Genomic DNA, 20501 nt, shown 5'->3' with positions numbered 1-20501 from the left:
GACACATCGTATCTTGTTCGTTGTGATTGGGGCCACATAGCCTTGAGGTACACATTCCCCTCTTACGGAGGCCCCCATGCACACACAGTCTTCTTCCGCAGCGCAAGGGCGCGCTGCCTCGGACTCAAACGGCAATACTGACCACCACACAACCGACCACGAAGCCTGGCTTCAGCCCATCCCCGAATCGGCGCGCACCCGCAAGGTGTCCGGCCAGTTCTGGATCTGGGCCGGCGCCAACCTGGCACCCATCAACTGGGTCCTCGGCGCCCTCGGCATCCACCTGGGCCTCGGCTTTGCGGACACTGTGACCGTCCTGGTCCTGGGCAACCTGATCGGCATGCTGCTCTTCGGCTGCTTTGTCCTCCTGGGCCAGAAGACCGGCGCCACCGGAATGGTCCTGGCCCGGGCAGCGTTCGGCCGGCGCGGCAACTACCTCCCGGCAGCCATCCAGGCGCTGCTGGTGATCGGGTGGTGCGCCGTCAACACCTGGATCATCCTGGACCTGGTGATGGCACTCTTCGGAACGCTCGGCTGGGTTGATCCGGAAGCACACAACTACGCCTGGAAGATCGGCGTCGCCACCGCCATTATGGCGGCGCAGGTAGCTATCGCCTGGTTCGGCTACAAGGCCATCGCCGCCTTCGAAAAGTGGACGGTTCCGCCCACCATCATCATCCTCGCCGTCATGTCCGCCGTGGCCTGGTTCGGCATGAAGATCGACTGGGGCTACGCCGGCCCCGCCGGGGCCATCCTCGAAGGCTCCGAACGGATCGCGGCCATGAGCGCCGTCATGACTGCCATCGGCATCGGCTGGGGCATCACCTGGTTTACTTACGCCGCAGACTACTCACGGTTCGTGAGCACGTCCGTGCCCAAAAAGAAGGTGTACCTTGCCTCCGTCCTGGGTCAGTTCATCCCGGTGGTGTGGCTCGGCATCCTCGGCGCCAGCCTGGCCACGAACAGCGGCGAAGTGGACCCCGGCAAGCTCATCGTCCAGAACTTCGGCGTCCTGGCGCTGCCCGTCCTGCTCATGGTGCTGCACGGCCCCATCGCCACCAACATCCTGAACATCTACACGTTCTCCGTCGCCACCCAGGCGTTGGACATCTCCATCAACCGCCGCAAGCTCAACCTGTTCGTCGGCGTCTTCTCCCTTGCCGCCGTCGTGTTCTTCATCTTCCAGGAGAACTTCGCCGAGGTGCTCGATGCGTGGCTGATCGGCCTGGTGGCCTGGGTGGCAGCCTGGGGCGGCGTCATGCTGGTGCACTACTTCTGGCTGGAGAAGCGCTGGCCCGGCGGAGCCGAGCGGCTCTTCGACGGCATCGGCACCCGCCGGCTCCCCGCCGTCAACTGGGCCGGCGTCACCTCGCTGCTGGCCGGCATCTTCGCCACCTGGCTGTTCATGTACGGCCTGATCCCCGTCATGCAGGGGCCCATCGCCGTGGCCCTGGGCGGCTGGGACCTGTCCTGGCTGGCCGGCGGCCTGACCAGCGCCGGTGTCTACGCGGTCCTCGGCCCGCGGGTCCACCTCCGCTACGTCACCGGCAAGGACGCCAAGCCGGCGCAGGCGCCCGAGACCACGGACGGCGCCGCAGCCATCCCGGTCCTCTGACCGCGGCCCACCCAGACCATCCCTCCACACTCGTGATCCGGGGCGGGCACGCCGTGCCCGCCCGAAAGGAAACTATCGTGAACCAGCCCGCCATCGCGGACCTCCTGCACCCCATCACCTGGCCCGAAGGCTACAAGGCCGCCGCGTCCTTCACCTTCGACGTCGACGCCGAATCCTGCACCATCGCCCACGATCCCACCAGCACGCGGCGGATGTCCCTGATGACCCACCAGTCCTACGGGCCCAAGGTGGCGGTGCCGCGGCTGCTGAAGATCCTGGAGCGCCAGGACATCCGGGCCACGTTCTTCATTCCTGGCTTCACCGCCGAGTCCTACCCGGACATCGTCCGGCAGATCGTGGACGGCGGGCATGAGGTGGGCCACCACGGCTACCTGCACGAACCCATGCAGGGCATCGACGCCGCCACCGAGGCAAGCTACATGGACCTTGGCCTGGAGGCGCTGGCCAAGGTGGCCGGGGTCCGGCCGGTGGGGTACCGGGCGCCCTGGTGGGAACTGAACTGGCATTCACCGGGCCTGCTGGCGGACCGCGGATTCCTCTACGATTCGAGCCTGCTCGACGGCGACGCCCCCTACCGCTTTGCCGTCGCCGCCGATGATCCGCGGGACATCGTGGAGATCCCCGTGGACTGGACCTTGGACGACTGGGAGCAGTACGCGTTCTACCCGGGAGTCACGGGCAGCGGGGTCATCGAAAGCCCGGCCAAGGTCCTGGAAATGTGGACCCTGGAAGCGGAGGCGCACCACTCGCAGGGCAGCTGCTTCGTCCTCACCAACCACCCCTTCATCTCCGGGCGGCCCTCCAAGGCGGTCGCCCTGGAGCAGCTGATCGAACGGGTCAAGGACATGGACGGCATGTGGGTGACCACTATGGAGGACATTGCCCGGCACACCAAGGCCACCGTCACCGAGATCCACACCCACGCCCGGATCGACGTGCCGGTGTTCCCGGGGGCGGGTGCAGCCTTTACGCCGGCCGGAGTGCGGGAGGGGGCGCTGAAGTAGCCCGGAACAGACGTAAGCGGACGACGGCGGGAATTTCCCGCCGTCGTCCGCTTGCGTTTAGTGTCAGGAGCTTAAGGGCTTGCGAGCAGGATCAGCTGCCCGAAAGTGGATCCGGTAGCCTGCGCCGGCCTTAGTTGGCAAGTGATGGGATTCCGAGTTCGCTGCAGACTTCCGCTGTGCCCGGGATGACCCCGACCTTTCCGTCAATGACACATTCTGTGAGGACGGGGATGTAGTTGCCGAAGGTCCTGATGTTGGGGTCGGCGTAGAGGGGGTTGCCGTTCTGGTCCTTGGCTGGCTCCGTCAGGGTGTGTTCGGCGGGGACTCCTGGGGGCGGGGAGACAAAGTCGTCGGGGACCAGACCTTGGTTGATTCCATTCAGAATCATGTCTCCGGAGTCCCAGATGCGGCTGCACTGATTGATCGGATCGGCCACTTGCAGGAGTCCCGAACTGGGGTCTTCAGGCGTCGGATTTGCTTTGGCATTAAATCCGACTTCCTCAATTCCTGTCCTCATATAAGGCGGCCGTGGGGTCTCCGCTGATCCCTCAATCTGATATTCGGAGGAGAGGTCGGCCCGGTAGTAGCAGCGGATGTCCCGTTTGTCCTCCACAGCCACCGGGGCGAGGCCGGAGGCGGGCGTGAGGTCAGGCGACGGGCCGGGCACGGCTATGAAGGCCACCGGCGTCCTGTCCAGGGTTTCGGTTGTGGCGGGATGGCCAAACTGAATTGCTGCGGCTGCTCCAACCGCAAGGACGGCTGTTGTGCCGGCGATGCCAAAGGCGACTTTCATGTTTCCCCCATTCTGAAGTCGCGACAGCAGGGTGCCGCCGCGGTGGAGCACGTCCTGGAATCTGGCCGACGTTGATGAGCGGGCGGCGGCTAGAAGCAGGGACTCCTCGGAAATGCCCATTGCAGGGCCGTCCCTCAGGTCGGCCCGCCATTGTTCCTCGCGGACTTCCCGCAGGGCAGCGGGAGTTAGGGCCAGGCACAGAGCCAAGAGCCCGTCTGTATTCTTCATGCGCCCAGCCACTGGCCCTCAAGGAGTGCTGGGGATGGTCGGCCCGCAGACTGTGCCGACTTCGCCTTGCGTGTGGCCACGTATTCTCTGGCCAGTGGTTGCGCCTCCGCGAGCAGCCGGTAGTAGCGCCGGCGAGGGCCTTTGCGCGTCTCGGTCGAATCCCATTCGCTTTTTACCCACCCTGCCGCTTCCAGGCGTTCAAGGATCGGGTAAACCGTGCCAGGCTTCTTGCCCACGTCCTTGACGATCTGCAGCCCCCAAATACCGTCGGCCGACAATAACGCCTCGAGGACCAGTGCGGTAGCCGGCGTAACCCGTCCCAAGTTCTCCATGCGTTAAATCTAGCTATATAGATTTAGAAGTCAAGGCGCTGTCGGTTGCTTTACCCGGCGCCCGGGCCGATCGTCTTACGGAACAAGTAGCCGGGGCTAGGCTGATGTGGTGATCGAGTCAGCAGCCTTCGTCATACGCGCCGCTGGCCATGCCGTGGATTTCGTTGTGGAGCCATTTCCTCCGGCAGACCCTATTGCGTCGCTGCAGGCTGCGATGCGGGGTGAAGGATCGGAACCCCTGAGAGTGCCCCTGGTTTACACGGGCGTGCATACGGGGCCTGTGGAGTTGGCCATCGAAGTTTTGCAGGAACGCCCGGATGCGGCTTCTCCTATTTGGGAAGACGTCCACGAAGTATCCCTGACATTGCCGGAAGGGCGGACATACTTCAATACGCCCACGGAATGGGAGATGAAAGACGTGGGCAACCTTGTGGGTGACGAGAAGGGCAGCTACCGTGCCCGAATCCAGGCGGTCGGCCGGGATGCAGCCTCTGACCTGGTTGTGTATGCTCCAACAGAGCGGCACCTGATCCAGTTATGGAAGGAATCAGCATCCCCGCCACGTGTTATCTCGACAAAATCAGTTCACGGCAAAAGCATCCTGAAATTGATTAGGTTATGGCAGGCAACCGGAACAGCGACGGCGCAAACGGAACCAGCTCCTATCGACGCGCATCGATAAGAGTTGACTAATGGGTCGCCCTGTTTGCTCTGGGCCCCACCCAGTTCCAGGAAACTCGCGAGTGTTCGGAGTAGGATCCTTTAGCGGACGAGGTCCAGCATTCCTGGATCAGTTTTCGGCTGCTTCAGTTCTTCTTGCTTCAAAGTCGCGGCCGGGTGTGCCGGACTCCAACGCCTGCAAGGCGCCGGGGAGTGCAAAGACTGTGCTGATGAAGCTGAGGTCGATGTCCAGGTCTGGCCTTGTTTGGATCCCTTCTAGCCCCCAGGCCCGGGTTCCGTTGCGCCGAATCCATGACGTGCTGCGATTGACCCATCGTTCATAGTCCTTGGAGATTTCCGCCATCGAATCTGCTTGTGAGCCCAGCGAGCTGGGAAATATTGCTTCTGCGGTGAGACGGGCAGGAGACCACAAGATGGTGGGCGAAGCGTTGGCATCCATCAAGGCTTCATCCTCTGCGGGGGCAAACTTCTCCCAGTTCAATCTGTTGAATATGGCGTTGACAGAGCCGCCTTGCATTGCTGCGTCACCGGGACGTACTGGAACGGGCAAGCCGAGTTGGTGATTCACTACCATGACGCGTGATTGCTCAAGCGCTTCTTCCCGGCTCAATGACGTCAGCGGCGTTTGGATGAGTGGCCATGGATGCAAGGTCACTTTCGAGGGCTCACCCAAGTAATCGAACAACATCATCTGATCTTCAAGAGTTGCGAAGTAATGAACGGCCGTCACCATAACTGGAGTCTTTCATGCCCCATCGCAGTTCAAAGAGGCGCCCGTAAGCCGGTCCCCAACTGCGACAATCTGGTTCAGATGTGCGGCTTTGCAAGGGCCGATTTCGAGGTTCCCGTGTACCGCCCGTAGAAATGCCCGGTGAAGGTGCCCTAAACGCTACACGCCCCAGACTGTCTCATATCCCTTGAAATAGGAGACGTCTCAGGTTGTGCACGGTTAGGGCGGGATGCCTGTCGTGGCTGCGTGGTAGACAGGTGCGGAAGAACCCACAAAGGAGAACCCCCAATGACCAACGCCATCCGCCTGGAACACCGCTTCGATCATCCACAGGAGGCCGTTTGGGCAGCCTTGACCACGCCGCAACTGTTGGCCCGCTGGTGGGCGCCGGGGAACATTGCGCCCATTGCCGGCCACCGCTTCACCATGGACATGGGAAGCTGGGGCCTGCAACAGTGCGAGGTCCGCACCGTTGAACCGGGCACCGCCATCAGCTTCCTGTTTTCCGAGGGCATGCTGGACACCACCATCACCTGGCAGCTGGTAGAAGCGGCGGACGGCACGGTTCTCCAGTTCGAGCACGCCGGCTTCAACCTGGACACGCCCATGGGCCGCACCGCCTACGAGGGGATGGGCAGCGGCTGGCCCGGCCTGCTGAACCGGCTCGACGGGATCCTGGCGGGCCTGCCTGACGCGCGTCAGTAGCCGCCGGTCCGTTCCTGCAGGAGCGCCCGCAAAAGGTTTGTGGTCTGGTCCGCGCACTGCTTGATGGCGCGGAGGTGTTCGGCCGCCAGCCGGGGGAGTGCAGTGCCGGCGCTGGCATCCCGGACGGCGCGCAGCGCCCGCTCAAGGTCCAGTGCAAGCCCCGCCAACCGCTCGGCGCCCACCATCTGGCTGGACGTCTTCAGGCTCAGAATGGCGTCCAACGATCCCGACGTATCGCCGGTGGTGAACGTCAGGCGCACCTTCTGGATCCTGTGCGGAAGGTTGGCAATGAAGTCCTGGATGAACACCTGCCAGACGCCCTCGTCATCGTCCAGGTCCGAACGCAGCCTCTCGAGCACTGCCTTGTCCAGGAGCGGCAGGGCATACCCCTCCTCGGGTGTCACGGTCCACCACCTCGAAGGTCCCGGTGCCAGCCCATGATGTGCTCCCGCCGTCGGCATCCCGCGCTACCTGCGGCAGGACTTTCAACGGACGGTACGTGGCGGCATGCCCGGTGCGCATGAGTGGTGGGTACTCGCATTTCCGGGTAGCGACCCCTGCTTACAGTGGTGTTTACCTCCGGTAGCCTGTTGGGATGGTTCGGGGAATGGCTGATTACGGCGGTGAGGGCATCATGCTCGCCGGGGCTGGCCGTGCCCTGCTGCTGCAGCTTGCCAACCCGGCCGTGGGACGCGGCGTGGAAGAACACAGCAACTTTGAAGGCCGCCCGGTCAACCGGCTCAAAGGCACGCTCACGTACGTGTACGCCATCGTCTACGGCACCGACGAACAGGTGAAGGAAGTACGGCGCAGGGTGAACCGGGCCCACGTGCCCGTCCGCCGGCCGGACAACGCGGACTCGCCCGGCTACAGCGCCTACGATCCCGAACTTCAGCTTTGGGTGGTGGCCACCCTCTACGACACCGCCCGGACCATCCTCGAGATGATCTACGGCGCGCCCGACGACGACACCGCCGACGCCATGTACCAGGACTACGCGCGGCTCGGCACAGCCCTGCAGGTTCCCGAGGGCATGTGGCCAGAGGACCGGGCCGCCTTTGGGCGCTACTGGGACCAGCAGGTGGCAACCCTCCAGGCCGGGCCCGCCGGAATCCGGGTGGCCCACGGACTTCTCTACCCCAAGCACACCGCGCTCTGGTACCGGGCCATCATCCCGCCCGCCCGGTTCCTTACCGCGGGCCTCCTGCCGGAACGGCTCCGCCAGGACTTTGGGCTGCCCTGGAACGAGCGGCGGGAACGGCGGTTCAGCAGCACCATGCGGCTCCTCTCCGCAACTTATCCCAAGCTGCCCCGCCAGGTCCGGCACGGACTGAAGGACTACCTCCTTGCCGAACTGGACAAGGACATCCAGCGGAACCGCAGGGACATCCAGCGCAACCGCAAGGACGGCCGGCCAGCCAAACGTCAGGGAGTCAGTGCGTAGTTCCACCCCGGTTGAACAGCGGATCGATGAAAGTGCCCGCCGCTTCCTTGCCACCGCGCCGGCCAACGGCGCCAAAGCCAGGCTCACGGAGTTCGTCGTGTTCGGCCTCAAGCAGGGCTGGGCGTGCATCTTCGGTGCGGCGCTGCTGGCCGTGCTGATGGCGGCCCGCCTCTGGTACCCGGACAGCGCCGCGCTGGCCCGGAACGACTTCCTGACCCTCGCCGCCGTGGTGATCCAGGTCCTGATGGTGGCGTTCAAACTCGAGACCCTCAAGGAACTGCGGGTCATCGTCCTGTTCCACCTGGTGGGCACCTGCATGGAACTGTTCAAGACGGACGTGGGTTCCTGGTCCTATGAGGCCGAGGGCGTCCTGCGGATCGGGGCTGTGCCGCTGTTCAGCGGCTTCATGTACGCCGCCGTGGGCTCGTACATGGTGCGGGTCTACCGGCTCTTCGACCTCCGGTTCGCCAACTATCCCCGGCGCTGGATCACCGCCGCCGTGGCCGCGGGCATCTACATCAACTTCTTCAGCCACCACTACATCTGGGACCTGCGCTGGGTCCTGCTGGCCGCCGTCGTGGTGGTCTTTGGGCGCTGCGTCATGCACTTCCGGGTGTTCCGCCGCCGGTTCCGGATGCCGCTGGTGGTTTCCTTCCTGCTGGTGGCGCTGTTCATCTGGATCGCCGAGAACATCGCCACCTGGTCCGGCGCCTGGCTCTACCCCAGCCAGATGGACGGCTGGCACCCGGTAGGCCTGGAAAAGCTGGTGGCGTGGTTCCTGCTGATGATCATCTCCGTGGTGCTGGTGGCTTGGGTCTACAAACCCCGGCCGCCGGAAGAGGACAGCGGACAGCGGCGGGAGGTTCCGCCGTCGTCCGCCGTGCTCCAGTAGCCCGGCCGCGTTGGAAGGGGCACTGCCATAACCCGTTTCAGCAGGGCCCTCGCTAGCGTGTTCCGGCGCCGCTTTGATGGAAACCATGGCGCACGAAACAACCGCACTGCCCACCATTCCGCTCCCCGACGAACAACCCCACGAAACCCGCAGCGCCGGGCACCACGGCCACTGGGGCGGCGTGTTCGCGATGTCGCTCTGCGTCTTCGCGCTCATCGCCTCCGAGTTCATGCCGGTGAGCCTGCTGACCCCCATGGCTGCCGAGCTGCAGGTGTCCGAGGGGATGGTGGGGCAGGGCATCGCCATCTCCGGACTGTTCGCCGTCATCACCAGCCTCTCCGTGTCCACGGTGGCAGGCACCATGAACCGCAAGACGCTGCTGCTGGGACTCACCGCCCTGATGGCTGCCTCCGGAGCCCTGGTGGCGCTCGCCCCGGGGTATCCGCTGTTCATGGTCGGGCGCGCACTCATCGGTGTGGTGATCGGCGGGTTCTGGTCCATGTCCGCCGCCACCGCCATGAGGCTGGTGCCCGCACACCGGGTGCCACGGGCGCTGGCCATCTTCAACGGCGGCAACGCCCTGGCCACCGTGCTGGCGGCGCCGCTGGGCAGCTATTTGGGCTCCGTCATCGGCTGGCGGGGAGCGTTCCTTTGCCTGGTGCCGGTGGCGCTGCTCGCCCTGGTGTGGCAATGGATCAGCTTGCCGTCCATGCACGTGGAGAAGACTGCCGGCAGGAGCGGCGGCATCCTGGCAATATTCGCCGGGTTCAGGAACCGCACCGTGGCATGGGGAATGGCCGCGTGCGGGTCCTTCTTCATGGGCCAGTTCATGCTGTTCACCTACATCCGGCCGTTCCTGGAGATGGTGACCAAGGTTGACGTGGCCACCGTGTCCCTGGTGCTGCTGGTGATCGGTGCGGCTGGGTTCGCCGGGACCATGCTGATCGGGCGCTTCCTCGGCAAGGGTCTGTACCGGACCCTGCTGGCCATCCCGGTCCTCATGGCAATCATCGCCGCGGTGCTGGTTCCCACCGGCGGTTCCGTCGCCGCCGTCGTGATCCTCCTGGGGCTCTGGGGGCTGCTGTCCACGGCCGCGCCGGTGGGCTGGTGGAGCTGGCTCGCCGAAGCGATGCCGCACAATTCCGAAGCGGGCGGCGGGCTCATGGTGGCTGTCGTCCAGACGTCCATCGCGCTCGGCTCAACACTGGGCGGGGTGCTGTTCGACGCCTCCGGCCACGGCGGCACCTTCCTGGCCAGCGCGGCGGTGCTGGCAGCCGCGGCCCTGCTGGCCTTCCTGACCTCGCGCGCGGCGGCCACCCAACCAACCCACCCCTAAAAAATAGGAACATCATGAAATTCACCCCGAGCAGCGGCCAGACAGGGGCCGGCCCGAAGGAATGGTTCACCGGAACGGTGCAGATCGACGGTATCCGCACCCCGGATGAGCAGTCAGCCATCGGCTGCGCCCACGTCCGGTTCGCCCCGGGCGCCCGGACCGCCTGGCACCACCACCCCAAGGGCCAGACCCTGTACGTCACCGACGGCATCGGCCTTGTTGCCCGGCGAGGCGGGGAAGTCCAGGAGATCCGGCCCGGGGACGTGGTGTACATCGAGCCCGGCGAGGAGCACTGGCACGGCGCCACCCCGCACCGCTTCATGGCGCACGTCGCCATGCAGGAAGCCGACGGGACCGGCCAGGTTGTCACCTGGCTGGAGCACGTCACCGACGAGGACTACGGGGCCTGACCCCGGCCCGGCACCCCGGAAAACGGAACGGACGACGGCGGGAGGTTCCGCCGTCGTCCGTTCCGTCGCCTGACCAGCCGGGAGACTCAGTCCTCGTAGGTGTTGGCGATGTAGACATCGCACGGGGCGTTGTGCGCCACGCTGTTGGCGACGCTGCCCAGGAGCCTGCCGATGCCGCGCATCCTGCGGTTGCCCACCACGATCAGCCGGGCATCGAGCCGGATGGCTTCCTTGATCAGCGAATCCGCCGGCTTGCCGCGGGCCGCGAAGTGGGTGACCTGCACGCCCGGCTTGGACGCAGCCAGGGATTCGGCAACGTGCTGGGCGCTGTCGCCGCTGTACACGGTGACCTGGTCCGAGCCGGAGCCGAATGTCTCAGCGCTCTCGGATTCGAATCCCGTCACGACGTGCAGCGAGGCGCCCAGCGATTCCGCCAGGCCCAGCGCCACTTCCGCAGCTTTCCGTGCAGATGCGCTGGCATCCACGCCTACAACAACAACTCCGCTCATGCCTGCTCCTTCACTCGGGTTTTACCGTCCACCGGCCAGTCTAGGGACTATCCGGGCAGAACCGCGGTAGACCAGCCTAGGACAACGCTGCCTGGTTCAGAACGCCGATCCAATTGATGCCAGTTCTGGAGCCGCGGCGCCGGCATACTGGTTTTCCGGACGGGGCAGGCCGTAGTGCTCCCGGAGCGTCCGGCCCGTGTACTCGGTACGGAAGAGTCCGCGCTCCTGCAGGATGGGCACCACCTGGTCCACGAACGCCTCCAGCCCGGACGGGAGCACCGGCGGCATGATGTTGAAGCCGTCCGCCGCGCCGCCGTCGAACCATTCCTGGATGGCGTCCGCCACCTGCACCGGCGTGCCCGTGAACGTGCGGTGCCCGCGCCCGCCGCCCAGCCGCCCGATCAGCTGGCGCACGGTGAGCTGCTCCCGGCGGGCGAGTTGGACAATCAGCGTGTAGCGGCTCTTGGCGCCCTCAATCTCGTCCTCGCTCGGCAGGTTCTCCGGCAACTGCCGGTCCAGCGGCAGGTCCTCGGGGTCCACGCGCAGGGTCTTGGCCAGCTGGATCCTCGCGTACTCGGGCTTGATCAGCCGGTCCAGTTCACGCTCCAGTTCCAGGGCTTCCTCCTCGGTGGCGCCGATCACCGGAACGATGCCCGGGAGGATCTTGATGGTTTCCGGGTCCCGGCCGGCGGCAGCTGTGCGGGACTTGAGGTCGCGGTAGAACTCCTGAGCGTCGGCGAGGGTTTGGTGCGCGGTGAAGACCGCGTCCGCGTACTTCGCGGCGAGGTCCTTGCCGTCCTCGGAGGAACCGGCCTGGACAATCAGCGGGTGTCCCTGCGGCGACCGCGGTACGTTGAGCGGGCCGCGGACCTTGAAGTGCTTGCCCTCGTGGTCGATGGTGCGGATCTTGTCGGCGTCGCCCCACACGCCTTCTTCCTTGTCCGCCAGGACGGCGTCATCGGTCCAGCTGTCCCACAGCTTCCGCGCCACCTCGATGAACTCTCCGGCACGCTCGTACCGGACGGCGTGGGCGGGCTGGTCGTCCACGCCGAAGTTGCGGGCAGCGTCCGGGCCGGCGGTGGTCACCACGTTCCAGCCGGCGCGGCCGCCGCTGGCCCAATCCACGGACGCGAAGCGGCGGGCCAGGTTGAAGGGCTCGTTGTAGGTGGTGGACGCGGTGGCGATCAGCCCGATGTGTTCGGTGGCGCCGGCGATGGCCGTCAGCAGCACGGTGGGTTCCAGCTTGCCGGCGGGACGGCGGCCCACCTCGCCGAACAGCACGGGCGAATCGGCGAAGAAGATGGAGTCCAGCTTGCCGCGCTCGGCGGTGCGGGCGAGCTTCTTGTAGTGCTCCACGTCGGTGTTGGCGTGCGGATCACTCTCCGGCAGCCGCCACGAGGCCTCGTGGTGGCCGGTGCTCATCAGGAAGGCGTTGAGGTGGAGTTGGCGGTGCGCCGGGGCGGGAGTGGTGCTCATGGAAGGCTCCTTGGAAAGTTCCGTATGAGTGGCCGACGGCGGCCGGTTCAGGCTGTGGGTGGCCTGGACAATGCTGCTGAACGACGCTGCGAAGTTTTCGGTGCAAACGGCCGGGCCCGGGCCGTGGGACTTACCTAAGCACGCTGCCCGCGGGCAGGGCCAGCACCTTGCCAACACTGCTCAACCCGGCGAAACAGCGGTACACATTGCGCCCTGTGCGGGGTTAAACCAGGCAACCCTGCGCCATGGGCGGCAACAGGCGTTAATGTGACTGGAACGGTTCGAAAGTCAGGGGAGCGCGTGCGTCACAGGATTCCGGCGGTTACCGTAGGGGCCGCCCTCGTACTGGCCGCGTGCACGCCTGCCCCTGCCCCGGGGCCGCCCCCTGCATCGGGGACGCCCACTGCCTCAGAGATCCCCGCGACCCCGGCCCCTTCCACTGCCGGCGGTACCAGCGCACCCGCCGGGCCCCCGGCGACTGCTGATGCCACCGTGGCCGGCACCCCTGAGACGGTCGTGGCGGACCTGGCCGCTCCGTGGTCCATCGTGTTCCGGAACGGCGTCCCGCTGGTGAGCGAGCGGAACGGCGGCCGGATCCTGGAAGTCGCGGCCGACGGTTCCACCAGGTCAATCGGAACAGTGGACGGGGTGCAGGCCGGCGGCGAAGCCGGGTTGCTCGGGCTTGCCGTGGGCAGCACCGGCGACCTGTTCGTCTACTCGACGGCGGTGGGCGGCAACCGCGTCCAGCGTTTCACTGTGACCGGATCGCCCGGGTCCCTGGCATTGGGGCAGGCCCGCACCCTGCTGGACCGCATCCCCGCGGCGGGCAACCACGACGGCGGCCGGATCGCCTTCGGCCCCGACGGCAATCTTTACGTGGCCACCGGGGACGCCGGCGAACGGGACAGCGCACAGGACCGCGGATCGCTGGCGGGGAAGATCCTCCGGATGAGCCCGGACGGCGCCGTCCCGGCAGGCAACCCGTTCCCAGGCTCCTTGGTCTACAGCTACGGGCACCGGAACCCGCAGGGCCTGGCTTGGGCGGAGGACGGCACGATGTTCGCCACCGAGTTCGGCCAGAACACCTGGGACGAGCTGAACATCATCAAGCCCGGTGCCAACTACGGCTGGCCCACGGTGGAAGGGATCGCGGACCGGGACGGATTCGAGGACCCGGTGCAGCAGTGGCAGCCGTCCGCGGCAAGCCCCAGCGGCATGGTCCAGTCCGGCGGCACCCTGTTCATCGCCAACCTCCGCGGCCAGGTGCTGCGCTCGGTCCCCGTGGCGGATCCGTCCACCTCCACCGAACACTTCAGCCGCGGCTACGGCAGGCTGCGCGATGTCACTGTGGCCCCCGACGGCCGGCTGTGGTTCCTGACCAACAACACTGACGGCCGCGGCAGCCCCCGGCAGGGTGACGACCGGATCCTGGCAGTCCCGCTGGCCCGGGAGTAATACGGTCAGGGCAATGGATGCTCCTTCAGCGGGGTTTCAGTTCCGGGCACCCGCCTGGGCCAGTTCCACGATGTTTTCCGTAGCCGCCCAGGAGGCCAGCAGCTTCAGTGCCTCCTCGGAGGGGCTGCCGGGCGTGGCCGGGTACACCGTCAGCGAGTGGCCGGGGTCCTCCTCGAGCCCCAGCACCTGGTAGTTCAGCTCCAGCAGCCCCACCACCGGGTGCTGGAAGAACTTCGTCCCGGCGTAGTGCCGCCGCACGTTGTGCGCGGCCCAGCGGGTGCGGAACTCGTCGCTGCGCATGGACAGCTCACCGATAAGCTCAGCGATGCCTTTGTCGTGCGGGTTCCGGCCTGCCTCCCTGCGGAGGATGGCCACGTTGGTGTTCGCCGCCCGCTCCCAGTCCGTGTAGAAGTTGTGCGCCCGCGGGTCCAGGAAGATGAAACGGGAATGGTTGGCCGGGCGTGCCGGGCCGCGGTACATGTCCGAATAGAGGGCATAGCCCAGGGTGTTGGCGGCCACGATGTCCAACCGGTTGTTGCCGATGAAGGCAGGCGCCCCGGTGATGGCGTCCAGCAGGTACTGGAGTTCGGGCCTGACCCCGGACGGAGCGGCACTCGGCGCCCCCGCCGCCCGTTTGCGGCCCGAGGTGTTGGCGGTGCGGGCCAGGTCGTACAGGTGGTCGTGTTCGGCCCGGTCAAGCTCCAGTGCCCGGGCGATGGCGTCCAGGACGCTGTCCGAAACTCCCGTGAGGTTCCCCCGTTCCAGCCGCGTGTAGTAGTCCACGCTGACCCCTGCCAGGCGGGCCACTTCTTCCCTGCGCAGCCCGGGGACGCGCCGCCGCCCCCCGTAAGGCTCGATGCCTGCCTGCTCCGGGGTGATCCGGCCGCGGCGGGTGGAAAGAAACTGCCGTACCTCGGCTCGGTTATCCATACAGGACACGTTACGACGGATGCGGGGCCGCCAAAGAGGCCCTGCCAAAACCAGTTACGGCAGGGCCTCGCCAAGGACCGCCCGGACGGGTTGGATAGGGGTGTCCGCTGTTCGGCCATTCAGCTTTGGAAGGACCCCCTTATGCGCGCCATTATCATGCATGCCCCCGGAGACGTCCGGGTCGAGGACCGTGACCGGCCCACCATCCAGCGGCCCACGGACGCGGTAATCAGGGTCGCCGCCGCCTGCGTGTGCGGGTCAGACCTGTGGCCCTACCGCGGGGCGGACAAGGTGTCCAGGCCATCGCCGATGGGCCACGAATACGTGGGAACCGTCGAGGAAGTGGGCGACGACGTGAAAAACGTCAGGCCGGGCCAGTTCGTGGTGGGATCCTTCTTCGCCTCCGACAACACCTGTGAAATTTGCCGGGCGGGCTACCAGAGCGGCTGCGTGCACCGGCAGGGTGTGGGCGGCGCCCAGGCAGAGTACCTGCGCGTGCCGCTGGCGGACGGCACCCTGGTGGCCACGCCGGAAACGCCCGACGCCGGCCTGGTTCCGTCGCTGCTGACCGCCTCCGATGTCCTGGGTACAGGCTGGTTCGCCGCCAAGGCGGCCGAGGTGGGGCCGGGAAAGACAGTGGCGGTCGTGGGCGACGGCGCGGTGGGACTTTTGGGGTGATGGCAGCGAAGCAGCTGGGCGCCGAACGGATCATCGCCATGTCCCGGCACGCCGACCGGCAGGCGTTGGCCCGCGACTTCGGCGCCACGGACATCATCGAGGAACGGGGCGATGCCGGCGTACGGAAAATCAAGCAACTCACCGACGGCCTCGGCGCCCATTCCGTCCTGGAGGCCGTTGGCACCCAGGAATCGATGATGCAGGCCATCCACGCCACCCGCGCCGGAGGCCACGTGGGGTTCGTGGGCGTGTCCCATGACGTGGCGCTCCCCGGCCGCGACCTGTTCTATTCGCACGTCCACCTGCACGGTGGCCCTGCGCCGGTCCGGCAGTACCTGCCGGAGCTGATCGACCTGATCCTGCGCGGCACCATCAACCCCGGCAGGGTCTTCGACCTCGAGCTTCCGCTCGACCAGGCCCCCGAGGCGTACAAGGCCATGGACGAACGCCGCGCCATCAAGGTGCTGCTGCGCCCCTAGGAATGTCAGCCGGGAAAGGGCTGGCAGGTCCGGCGAAGGGTAGGACTGCCAGTACCAGTTACAGCAGGGCCACCGCTACGGCCAGGATTTGCCGCTGCGCGGTCCCGTGCCCCAGCTAGCATGAAAAAGACCCCCAACGAAGACCACAGGAGAACCATGACCACCGTCAAGGCATACGCATCCCCGTCCGCCACCGAGGACCTGGTTGCCACCACCATCGAACGCCGCGAAGTGGGACCCCACGACGTGCTGATCGAGATCAAGTTCGCCGGCATCTGCCACTCCGACATCCACACCGTCCGCGGCGACTGGGGCCCGCAGCAGTACCCGCTGACCCCCGGCCACGAGATCGCGGGCATCGTCACCGAGGTGGGCGCCGAGGTGACCAGGCACAAGGTCGGCGACCGCGTTGGTGTTGGCTGCATGGTCAACTCCTGCCGCGAATGCGCCAACTGCCTCAAGGGCGAAGAACAGTACTGCCTCAAGGGCAACGTGGGCACCTACGGCGCCGTGGACCGCGACGGCACCATCACCCAGGGCGGTTACTCCACGCACGTCGTCGTCACCGAGGACTTCGTGGTGACCATCCCCGAGGGCCTGGAGCTGGACGTCGCCGCACCGCTGCTGTGCGCCGGCATCACCACCTTCTCCCCGCTGCACCACTGGGGTGCGGGCCCGGGCAAGAAGGTCGCCGTGGTCGGCCTGGGCGGCCTCGGCCACATGGCCGTCAAGATCGCCCACGCCATGGGCTCGGAAGTGACCGTCCTCTCGCAGTCCCTGAAGAAGCAGGAAGACGGCCTGCGCCTGGGTGCCGACCACTACTACGCCACCAGTGACGAGAACACCTTCGCCGAACTTGCCGGCCACTTCGACCTGATCATCAACACGGTCAGCGCCTCGATCGACATCAGCTCCTACCTGCAGCTGCTGACCCTCGACGGCGCCCTGGTCAACGTGGGTGCCCCGGCCGAGCCGCTCCCGGTCAATGCCTTCGCCCTCATCGGCGGCCGCCGCTCGTTCGCCGGCTCCATGATCGGCGGCATCCGCGAAACCCAGGAAATGCTGGACTTCTGCGCCGAACATGGCATCGGCGCCGAGATCGAGGTCATCCCGGCAGAGAAGATCAACGACGCCTACGAGCGCGTGCTGGCATCCGACGTGCGCTACCGCTTCGTGATTGACACCGCCACGTTCTGACAATTCATCACGAGCCTTACCGACGGCGGCCCGTTCCGGAAGGCGCGGGCCGCCGTCGTTGCGTGACATACAAGGGGAGCGGGGCGGGAACTGGCTCCATTCGTTATCAGTCACTACGGTTGGGTGCCAATCATTCCGCGTCCAGTCCCGGATGCCCCGTCCGGTCCCACAATGGAAGGACATTTCCTGGAAACCCGGGAGGGGCGTCATGAAAAAGTTCCGCGGGCTGCTTCCCGTGGTGGTCCTCGCGGCCGTGGCGGCAGGCGGGTGCGCAGACCAGCGGCCTTCACCACCGATTGCGGAGGCTACTGTTGCCGGTACCGTGCCCGTTCGCACCGTGCCGCCCGGCGCCGGCACCGCCACCACGGCACCCGCGGCAACCGCAGCACCCACCCCGACAAAGGGTGCCTTGAAGACCTTCACGACGGCGGACGGCCAGCTGGCGTTCGACCTTCCGGCTGCGTGGACGGTGCGGGACCCCGCCGGGGAGCTGCCTGAGGGCGGTGGGGCCTTCGCCGAAGTCGCCAACGAGGCCGGGAGGCCGCTGGCGACGCTGCGGACGAACATGGCCACCGGCTCCACGTGCACGGAAAAGTATCCGTTCGCAGAGTTCGAGTCCCAGCAGTTGCCGGCCCTGGTCCAGTCCGGGACGGTGCCCCGCTACGTGTTTGAAACCCGCGGGAACAGCAGCACCCCCGGCCCATCGGACACGCCCGCGGCGGCCTACGGCATCACCGTGATGCCGGCTCCGTCCGGCAACACCGCCTGCCCCATTTTCCATTTCTTCACGTGGCCGCCCACCGCAGCCATGTTCGGTGCGTTCTACAACCCGGAGAACAACAAAACGCCGGGCGCGGACGGCCTGCCATACCTGGAGCAGGCCAGGAAGTACATGGACACCACGGAATACCAGAACATCCGGCGGATGATCACCTCGCTCCGCCCCGCAGGCTAGGGCATGCCCCGCTGAGCTGACTTTCGACGCGCCTATTCGATGCCGCATCGGAGATACCGTCCGCGCCGTCGATTATGTTCGTCGAAATCGGATATCTGCAGCGCGAAGCGAACGCAACATACGGCCGGCCCCGTCTGCCCTGGATCTGCCTTTATCGCTCCCCACGTGGCCCGCATTGTGATGCTTGACACGTGTTAGGTTGACGGTCTACAGTTCCTAACACGTGTTAGGAAGGAATTAGACATGACCGGAGCCATCAACGGGCACCTGCGGCAGATCACCCGCCGCACGGCCCTTGGCGCCTTGGGAGCTGGAATCATCGGAGCATCCGTGGCGTCGTGGCCGCGGCTCACCGGAACGGACATCCCCGGCCGCGGGGACAACAGCCTCAGCATCGCCATCCTGGGCACCGCCGCGGACGCCGCCGCCCGCCAGCGTGCCATCGACGCCTTCAGCCGGATCCACCCGGAGATCAAGGTGAAGGTCCAGGCCATCCAGGCCGTGGACTGGAAGGACTTCTTCACCAAGATCCTCACCATGGTGGCCGCCGGCACCCCGCCGGACGTGGTGTACGTGGCCACCGAGGGCGCCCAGCTCTTCGCTGAGAAGCTCGCCCACCCGCTGGATGACTACATCCGCCGCGACGCCGCGGACATGGCCGACTTCTTCAGCGACGTGCACCCCAGCCTGGTGGAAGCGTTCATGTACAAGGGCAGCCTCTACCAGCTGCCCATGGACTGGAACGCCGCCAACATGTACTACAACACCGCCGCTTTCGCGGAGGCAGGGCTGGACCGCCCCGCGGACGACTGGACGCACCTGGACTTCCGCAGCAACCTGGCCGCCATGAAGAAGGCGCGGCCCTCCGACTTCACCCCGTACTACTGGACCAACAGGCTCTTCGGCGGCGTGGTGCCCTGGCTTTACGCCAACGACACCAGCTTCCTCAAGGAGACGCGGTCCACGGGCGGGGACTGGCTCTGGGACGGGTTCTACGCCAATGACCCCTCCCGCAGCCTCCGCTCCGGCGGCTACCAGTGGCTGGAACCCAACGCCACCGACGGCCGGGTGTTTGAATCCTTCGACTACCTCCGCGGCCTGGTCAAGGACGGCCTGGGCGTCCGGCCCGAGGAAGGCGGCGGCAACTCGCTGGTGGGCCTGTTCGCCTCCAACCGGATCGGCACCACCCCGGCCGGCGGGTACTGGGTACAGGGCCTGCACGAGGCCGGCATGGGGGAGAACGGCTTCGACGTCCAGTTCTTCCCCCGCTGGAAGACCCAACGGCACCAGTTCGGCACCGCCGGCTACGCCATGATGAAAACCGCCAAGGACAAGGACGCCGCCTGGGAATGGATCAAGTTCAGCTCCAGCCGCGAGGCCATGGAACTGATCTTCCCCAACCCTGCCACCACCCCGGCACGCCGGTCCATGGTCAACGCAGACCTCTACGCCGGCAAGGGTCCGGCCCACTGGAAGGTCTTCTACGACACCCTGGACCGGTTCCCCACCACCGGCCCCATCCCGGCGCCGCCCCAGCAGGCCGCCGTCGAAACTGCCCTGATGAAGAACGTCTCACTCGCTGTCAGCGGCGACGAGCAGCAGCTCAAGCAGGCGCTCGCCTCGATGCAGCGCGACCTTGAAATTGCCTTGAGGAGGCAACCATGAGCACCACCGTCCCGCCGCGGGAAAAGACCCGGCAGGCAGCCCGGGCCGGCAAGGCGGCACCGGCGCGGACCGTCCGGCGCGGCACCAGCCGGCACAGCCAGCGGTGGCTGGCATGGGCCTTCCTGGCCCCCACCATCCTGGGCATGGGCCTGTTTACGCTGATCCCCATTGTGGCCTCCGTGGTCCTGGCCTTCTTCCGGTGGGACATCATCTCCGCCCCCACCTTCGTGGGCCTGGACAACTTCGCCGAGGTGGCCCAGGACCCCACCGTCCGGGTGTCCTTCTTGAACACCATCGTGTTCGTGGTGGTGGCCGTGGCACTGCAGCTCGGCCTGGCGCTGGCCCTGGCCATCATGGTGCAGGAAAAGCTGCCGGCATGGCTGCGGGTGTTCTTCCGTTCGGCGTTCTTCTTCCCGCTGATCCTCTCCGCCGCCTCGGTGTCCATCTTCATGCGCTACCTGTTTAACGAACAGTTCGGCGTGGTCAACTGGCTGCTGTCCCTGGTGGGCATCCCCGCGGTGCCGTGGCTGACCACCCCCGGAGGCTCCGCCGCCGTCGTCATCCTGGTCTATGTGTGGCAAAACTTCGGCTTCTCGTTCCTGCTGTTCATCGGCGGCCTGGCCTCCATCCCCGTGGAAACCTATGAGGCGGCATCCATCGACGGCGCCACCGGCTGGCGCAAGCACGTCCACGTCACGCTGCCCCTGCTCAGCCCCACCACCCTGGTGGCCTCCGTGATGGCCATCATCAGCGCCCTCCAGGTCTTCGACCAGCCCTACGTCCTGACCCGCGGCGGTCCCGGCGACTCCACCCGCACCGCCGTCATGGTGATCTTCGAATCGGCCTTCCAACGGCTCGAGTTCGGCCAGGCGTCCGCCATCGGCGTCCTCCTCACGCTCATCATCATGGGCATCACCGCCGTGCAGTTCCGGCTCAGCAAACGATTCGTCTTCTACCAGTAAGGCC

At 66.3% G+C, this 20501-nt stretch carries 20 protein-coding genes and 1 pseudogene; 14 read left to right on the top strand and 7 right to left on the bottom strand.

The window, feature by feature from the left end:
* Positions 1 to 76 precede the first annotated feature (76 nt).
* Positions 77 to 1615 (top strand): purine-cytosine permease family protein, encoded by a 1539-nt coding sequence (locus AS031_RS08590; protein ID WP_058267734.1) that lies wholly within the window; start codon positions 77 to 79, stop codon positions 1613 to 1615.
* Between the two features lie 77 nt (positions 1616 to 1692).
* The gene (locus tag AS031_RS08585) at positions 1693 to 2640 is read left to right on the top strand and encodes a polysaccharide deacetylase family protein (protein ID WP_058267733.1); all 948 of its coding nucleotides are present in this window, start codon (positions 1693 to 1695) and stop codon (positions 2638 to 2640) included.
* A 130-nt stretch (positions 2641 to 2770) separates the two neighbouring features.
* Here the strand turns inward: AS031_RS08585 and AS031_RS08580 are convergent, their stop codons facing one another.
* Positions 2771 to 3553 carry a hypothetical protein gene (locus tag AS031_RS08580; RefSeq protein WP_058267732.1) on the bottom strand — a complete coding sequence of 261 codons (783 nt, stop codon included), beginning with the start codon at positions 3551 to 3553 and terminating at the stop codon, positions 2771 to 2773.
* A 104-nt stretch (positions 3554 to 3657) separates the two neighbouring features.
* Positions 3658 to 3993, bottom strand: coding sequence for a PadR family transcriptional regulator (locus AS031_RS08575; protein WP_058267731.1), 336 nt, complete (start codon positions 3991 to 3993; stop codon positions 3658 to 3660).
* Between the two features lie 109 nt (positions 3994 to 4102).
* Between AS031_RS08575 and AS031_RS19775 the strand changes: the two genes are divergently transcribed.
* Positions 4103 to 4675, top strand: coding sequence for a hypothetical protein (locus AS031_RS19775; RefSeq protein WP_141688787.1), 573 nt, complete (start codon positions 4103 to 4105; stop codon positions 4673 to 4675).
* Between the two features lie 108 nt (positions 4676 to 4783).
* Here AS031_RS19775 and AS031_RS08570 read toward each other — a convergent pair whose 3' ends face one another.
* On the bottom strand, positions 4784 to 5407 hold the full coding sequence (locus AS031_RS08570; protein ID WP_058267730.1) for a hypothetical protein: 624 nt from the start codon (positions 5405 to 5407) through the stop codon (positions 4784 to 4786).
* Between the two features lie 285 nt (positions 5408 to 5692).
* On the opposite strand from AS031_RS08570, the gene AS031_RS08565 reads away from it, so the two are divergent.
* Complete coding sequence (locus AS031_RS08565; RefSeq protein ID WP_058267729.1) at positions 5693 to 6109, top strand: SRPBCC family protein; 417 nt, start codon at positions 5693 to 5695, stop codon at positions 6107 to 6109.
* Here AS031_RS08565 and AS031_RS08560 read toward each other — a convergent pair.
* Positions 6103 to 6513 (bottom strand): Hpt domain-containing protein, encoded by a 411-nt coding sequence (locus tag AS031_RS08560; RefSeq protein ID WP_058267728.1) that lies wholly within the window; start codon positions 6511 to 6513, stop codon positions 6103 to 6105. The two genes, AS031_RS08565 and AS031_RS08560, sit on opposite strands and share 7 nt — an antisense overlap.
* Before the next feature lie 203 nt (positions 6514 to 6716).
* On the opposite strand from AS031_RS08560, the gene AS031_RS08555 reads away from it, so the two are divergent.
* From AS031_RS08555 to AS031_RS08540, 4 genes are all read left to right on the top strand, one after another.
* Positions 6717 to 7553, top strand: coding sequence for an oxygenase MpaB family protein (locus AS031_RS08555; protein WP_074446944.1), 837 nt, complete (start codon positions 6717 to 6719; stop codon positions 7551 to 7553).
* A complete protein-coding gene (locus AS031_RS08550; protein WP_058267726.1) occupies positions 7546 to 8445 on the top strand; it encodes a DUF817 domain-containing protein in 900 nt (299 codons plus the stop codon). Before AS031_RS08555 ends, AS031_RS08550 begins: the two co-directional genes overlap by 8 nt.
* An 85-nt stretch (positions 8446 to 8530) precedes the next feature.
* A complete protein-coding gene (locus tag AS031_RS08545) occupies positions 8531 to 9781 on the top strand; it encodes an MFS transporter (RefSeq protein WP_228379592.1) in 1251 nt (416 codons plus the stop codon).
* A gap of 14 nt (positions 9782 to 9795) precedes the next feature.
* A complete protein-coding gene (locus AS031_RS08540; RefSeq protein WP_058267725.1) occupies positions 9796 to 10191 on the top strand; it encodes a (R)-mandelonitrile lyase in 396 nt (131 codons plus the stop codon).
* A gap of 86 nt (positions 10192 to 10277) precedes the next feature.
* Here the strand turns inward: AS031_RS08540 and AS031_RS08535 are convergent, their stop codons facing one another.
* Together AS031_RS08535 and AS031_RS08530 are read right to left on the bottom strand one after the other, a co-directional pair.
* On the bottom strand, positions 10278 to 10700 hold the full coding sequence (locus AS031_RS08535) for a universal stress protein (RefSeq protein ID WP_058267724.1): 423 nt from the start codon (positions 10698 to 10700) through the stop codon (positions 10278 to 10280).
* Positions 10701 to 10796: 96 nt separating this feature from the next.
* On the bottom strand, positions 10797 to 12176 hold the full coding sequence (locus AS031_RS08530; RefSeq protein WP_058267723.1) for an LLM class flavin-dependent oxidoreductase: 1380 nt from the start codon (positions 12174 to 12176) through the stop codon (positions 10797 to 10799).
* 492 nt (positions 12177 to 12668) lie between these two features.
* Here AS031_RS08530 and AS031_RS08520 point away from each other — a divergent pair, with 492 nt between their 5' ends.
* Positions 12669 to 13631 carry a PQQ-dependent sugar dehydrogenase gene (locus AS031_RS08520; protein WP_371325976.1) on the top strand — a complete coding sequence of 321 codons (963 nt, stop codon included), beginning with the start codon at positions 12669 to 12671 and terminating at the stop codon, positions 13629 to 13631.
* A 36-nt stretch (positions 13632 to 13667) separates the two neighbouring features.
* Here the strand turns inward: AS031_RS08520 and AS031_RS08515 are convergent, their stop codons facing one another.
* Entirely contained in the window at positions 13668 to 14561 is an 894-nt protein-coding gene (locus AS031_RS08515) for a helix-turn-helix transcriptional regulator (protein WP_058267720.1), read from the bottom strand.
* Between the two features lie 141 nt (positions 14562 to 14702).
* On the opposite strand from AS031_RS08515, the pseudogene AS031_RS08510 reads away from it, so the two are divergent.
* From AS031_RS08510 to AS031_RS08490, 5 genes and pseudogenes are all read left to right on the top strand, one after another.
* A pseudogene (locus AS031_RS08510) lies at positions 14703 to 15718 on the top strand (zinc-dependent alcohol dehydrogenase family protein).
* 156 nt (positions 15719 to 15874) lie between these two features.
* Positions 15875 to 16915: an NAD(P)-dependent alcohol dehydrogenase gene (locus AS031_RS08505; protein ID WP_058267719.1), complete on the top strand. Its 1041-nt coding sequence runs from the start codon at positions 15875 to 15877 to the stop codon at positions 16913 to 16915.
* Positions 16916 to 17123: 208 nt separating this feature from the next.
* Positions 17124 to 17870 carry a hypothetical protein gene (locus AS031_RS08500; RefSeq protein ID WP_058267718.1) on the top strand — a complete coding sequence of 249 codons (747 nt, stop codon included), beginning with the start codon at positions 17124 to 17126 and terminating at the stop codon, positions 17868 to 17870.
* Between the two features lie 243 nt (positions 17871 to 18113).
* On the top strand, positions 18114 to 19535 hold the full coding sequence (locus tag AS031_RS08495; protein ID WP_058267717.1) for an extracellular solute-binding protein: 1422 nt from the start codon (positions 18114 to 18116) through the stop codon (positions 19533 to 19535).
* The gene (locus AS031_RS08490) at positions 19532 to 20497 is read left to right on the top strand and encodes a carbohydrate ABC transporter permease (protein ID WP_058267716.1); all 966 of its coding nucleotides are present in this window, start codon (positions 19532 to 19534) and stop codon (positions 20495 to 20497) included. The genes AS031_RS08495 and AS031_RS08490 overlap by 4 nt, the downstream gene beginning before the upstream one ends.
* Positions 20498 to 20501: the final 4 nt, after the last annotated feature.

The organism is Pseudarthrobacter enclensis, from assembly GCF_001457025.1.
Classification (GTDB): Bacteria; Actinomycetota; Actinomycetes; order Actinomycetales; family Micrococcaceae; genus Arthrobacter; species Arthrobacter enclensis.
The sequence above is the reverse complement of the archived record's forward strand: the minus strand, read 5'-3'. Positions and strand labels throughout refer to the sequence as shown.

Coding starts and splice junctions, on each gene's coding strand:
- AS031_RS08590 (WP_058267734.1), top strand. CDS start 77: ATGCACACACAGTCTTCTTCCGCAGCGCAAGGGCGCGCTGCCTCGGAC.
- AS031_RS08580 (WP_058267732.1), bottom strand. CDS start 3,553: ATGGGCATTTCCGAGGAGTCCCTGCTTCTAGCCGCCGCCCGCTCATCA.
- AS031_RS08575 (WP_058267731.1), bottom strand. CDS start 3,993: ATGGAGAACTTGGGACGGGTTACGCCGGCTACCGCACTGGTCCTCGAG.
- AS031_RS08570 (WP_058267730.1), bottom strand. CDS start 5,407: ATGGTGACGGCCGTTCATTACTTCGCAACTCTTGAAGATCAGATGATG.
- AS031_RS08565 (WP_058267729.1), top strand. CDS start 5,693: ATGACCAACGCCATCCGCCTGGAACACCGCTTCGATCATCCACAGGAG.
- AS031_RS08555 (WP_074446944.1), top strand. CDS start 6,717: ATGGCTGATTACGGCGGTGAGGGCATCATGCTCGCCGGGGCTGGCCGT.
- AS031_RS08545 (WP_228379592.1), top strand. CDS start 8,531: ATGGCGCACGAAACAACCGCACTGCCCACCATTCCGCTCCCCGACGAA.
- AS031_RS08540 (WP_058267725.1), top strand. CDS start 9,796: ATGAAATTCACCCCGAGCAGCGGCCAGACAGGGGCCGGCCCGAAGGAA.
- AS031_RS08535 (WP_058267724.1), bottom strand. CDS start 10,700: ATGAGCGGAGTTGTTGTTGTAGGCGTGGATGCCAGCGCATCTGCACGG.
- AS031_RS08530 (WP_058267723.1), bottom strand. CDS start 12,176: ATGAGCACCACTCCCGCCCCGGCGCACCGCCAACTCCACCTCAACGCC.
- AS031_RS08515 (WP_058267720.1), bottom strand. CDS start 14,561: ATGGATAACCGAGCCGAGGTACGGCAGTTTCTTTCCACCCGCCGCGGC.
- AS031_RS08505 (WP_058267719.1), top strand. CDS start 15,875: ATGACCACCGTCAAGGCATACGCATCCCCGTCCGCCACCGAGGACCTG.
- AS031_RS08500 (WP_058267718.1), top strand. CDS start 17,124: ATGAAAAAGTTCCGCGGGCTGCTTCCCGTGGTGGTCCTCGCGGCCGTG.
- AS031_RS08495 (WP_058267717.1), top strand. CDS start 18,114: ATGACCGGAGCCATCAACGGGCACCTGCGGCAGATCACCCGCCGCACG.
- AS031_RS08490 (WP_058267716.1), top strand. CDS start 19,532: ATGAGCACCACCGTCCCGCCGCGGGAAAAGACCCGGCAGGCAGCCCGG.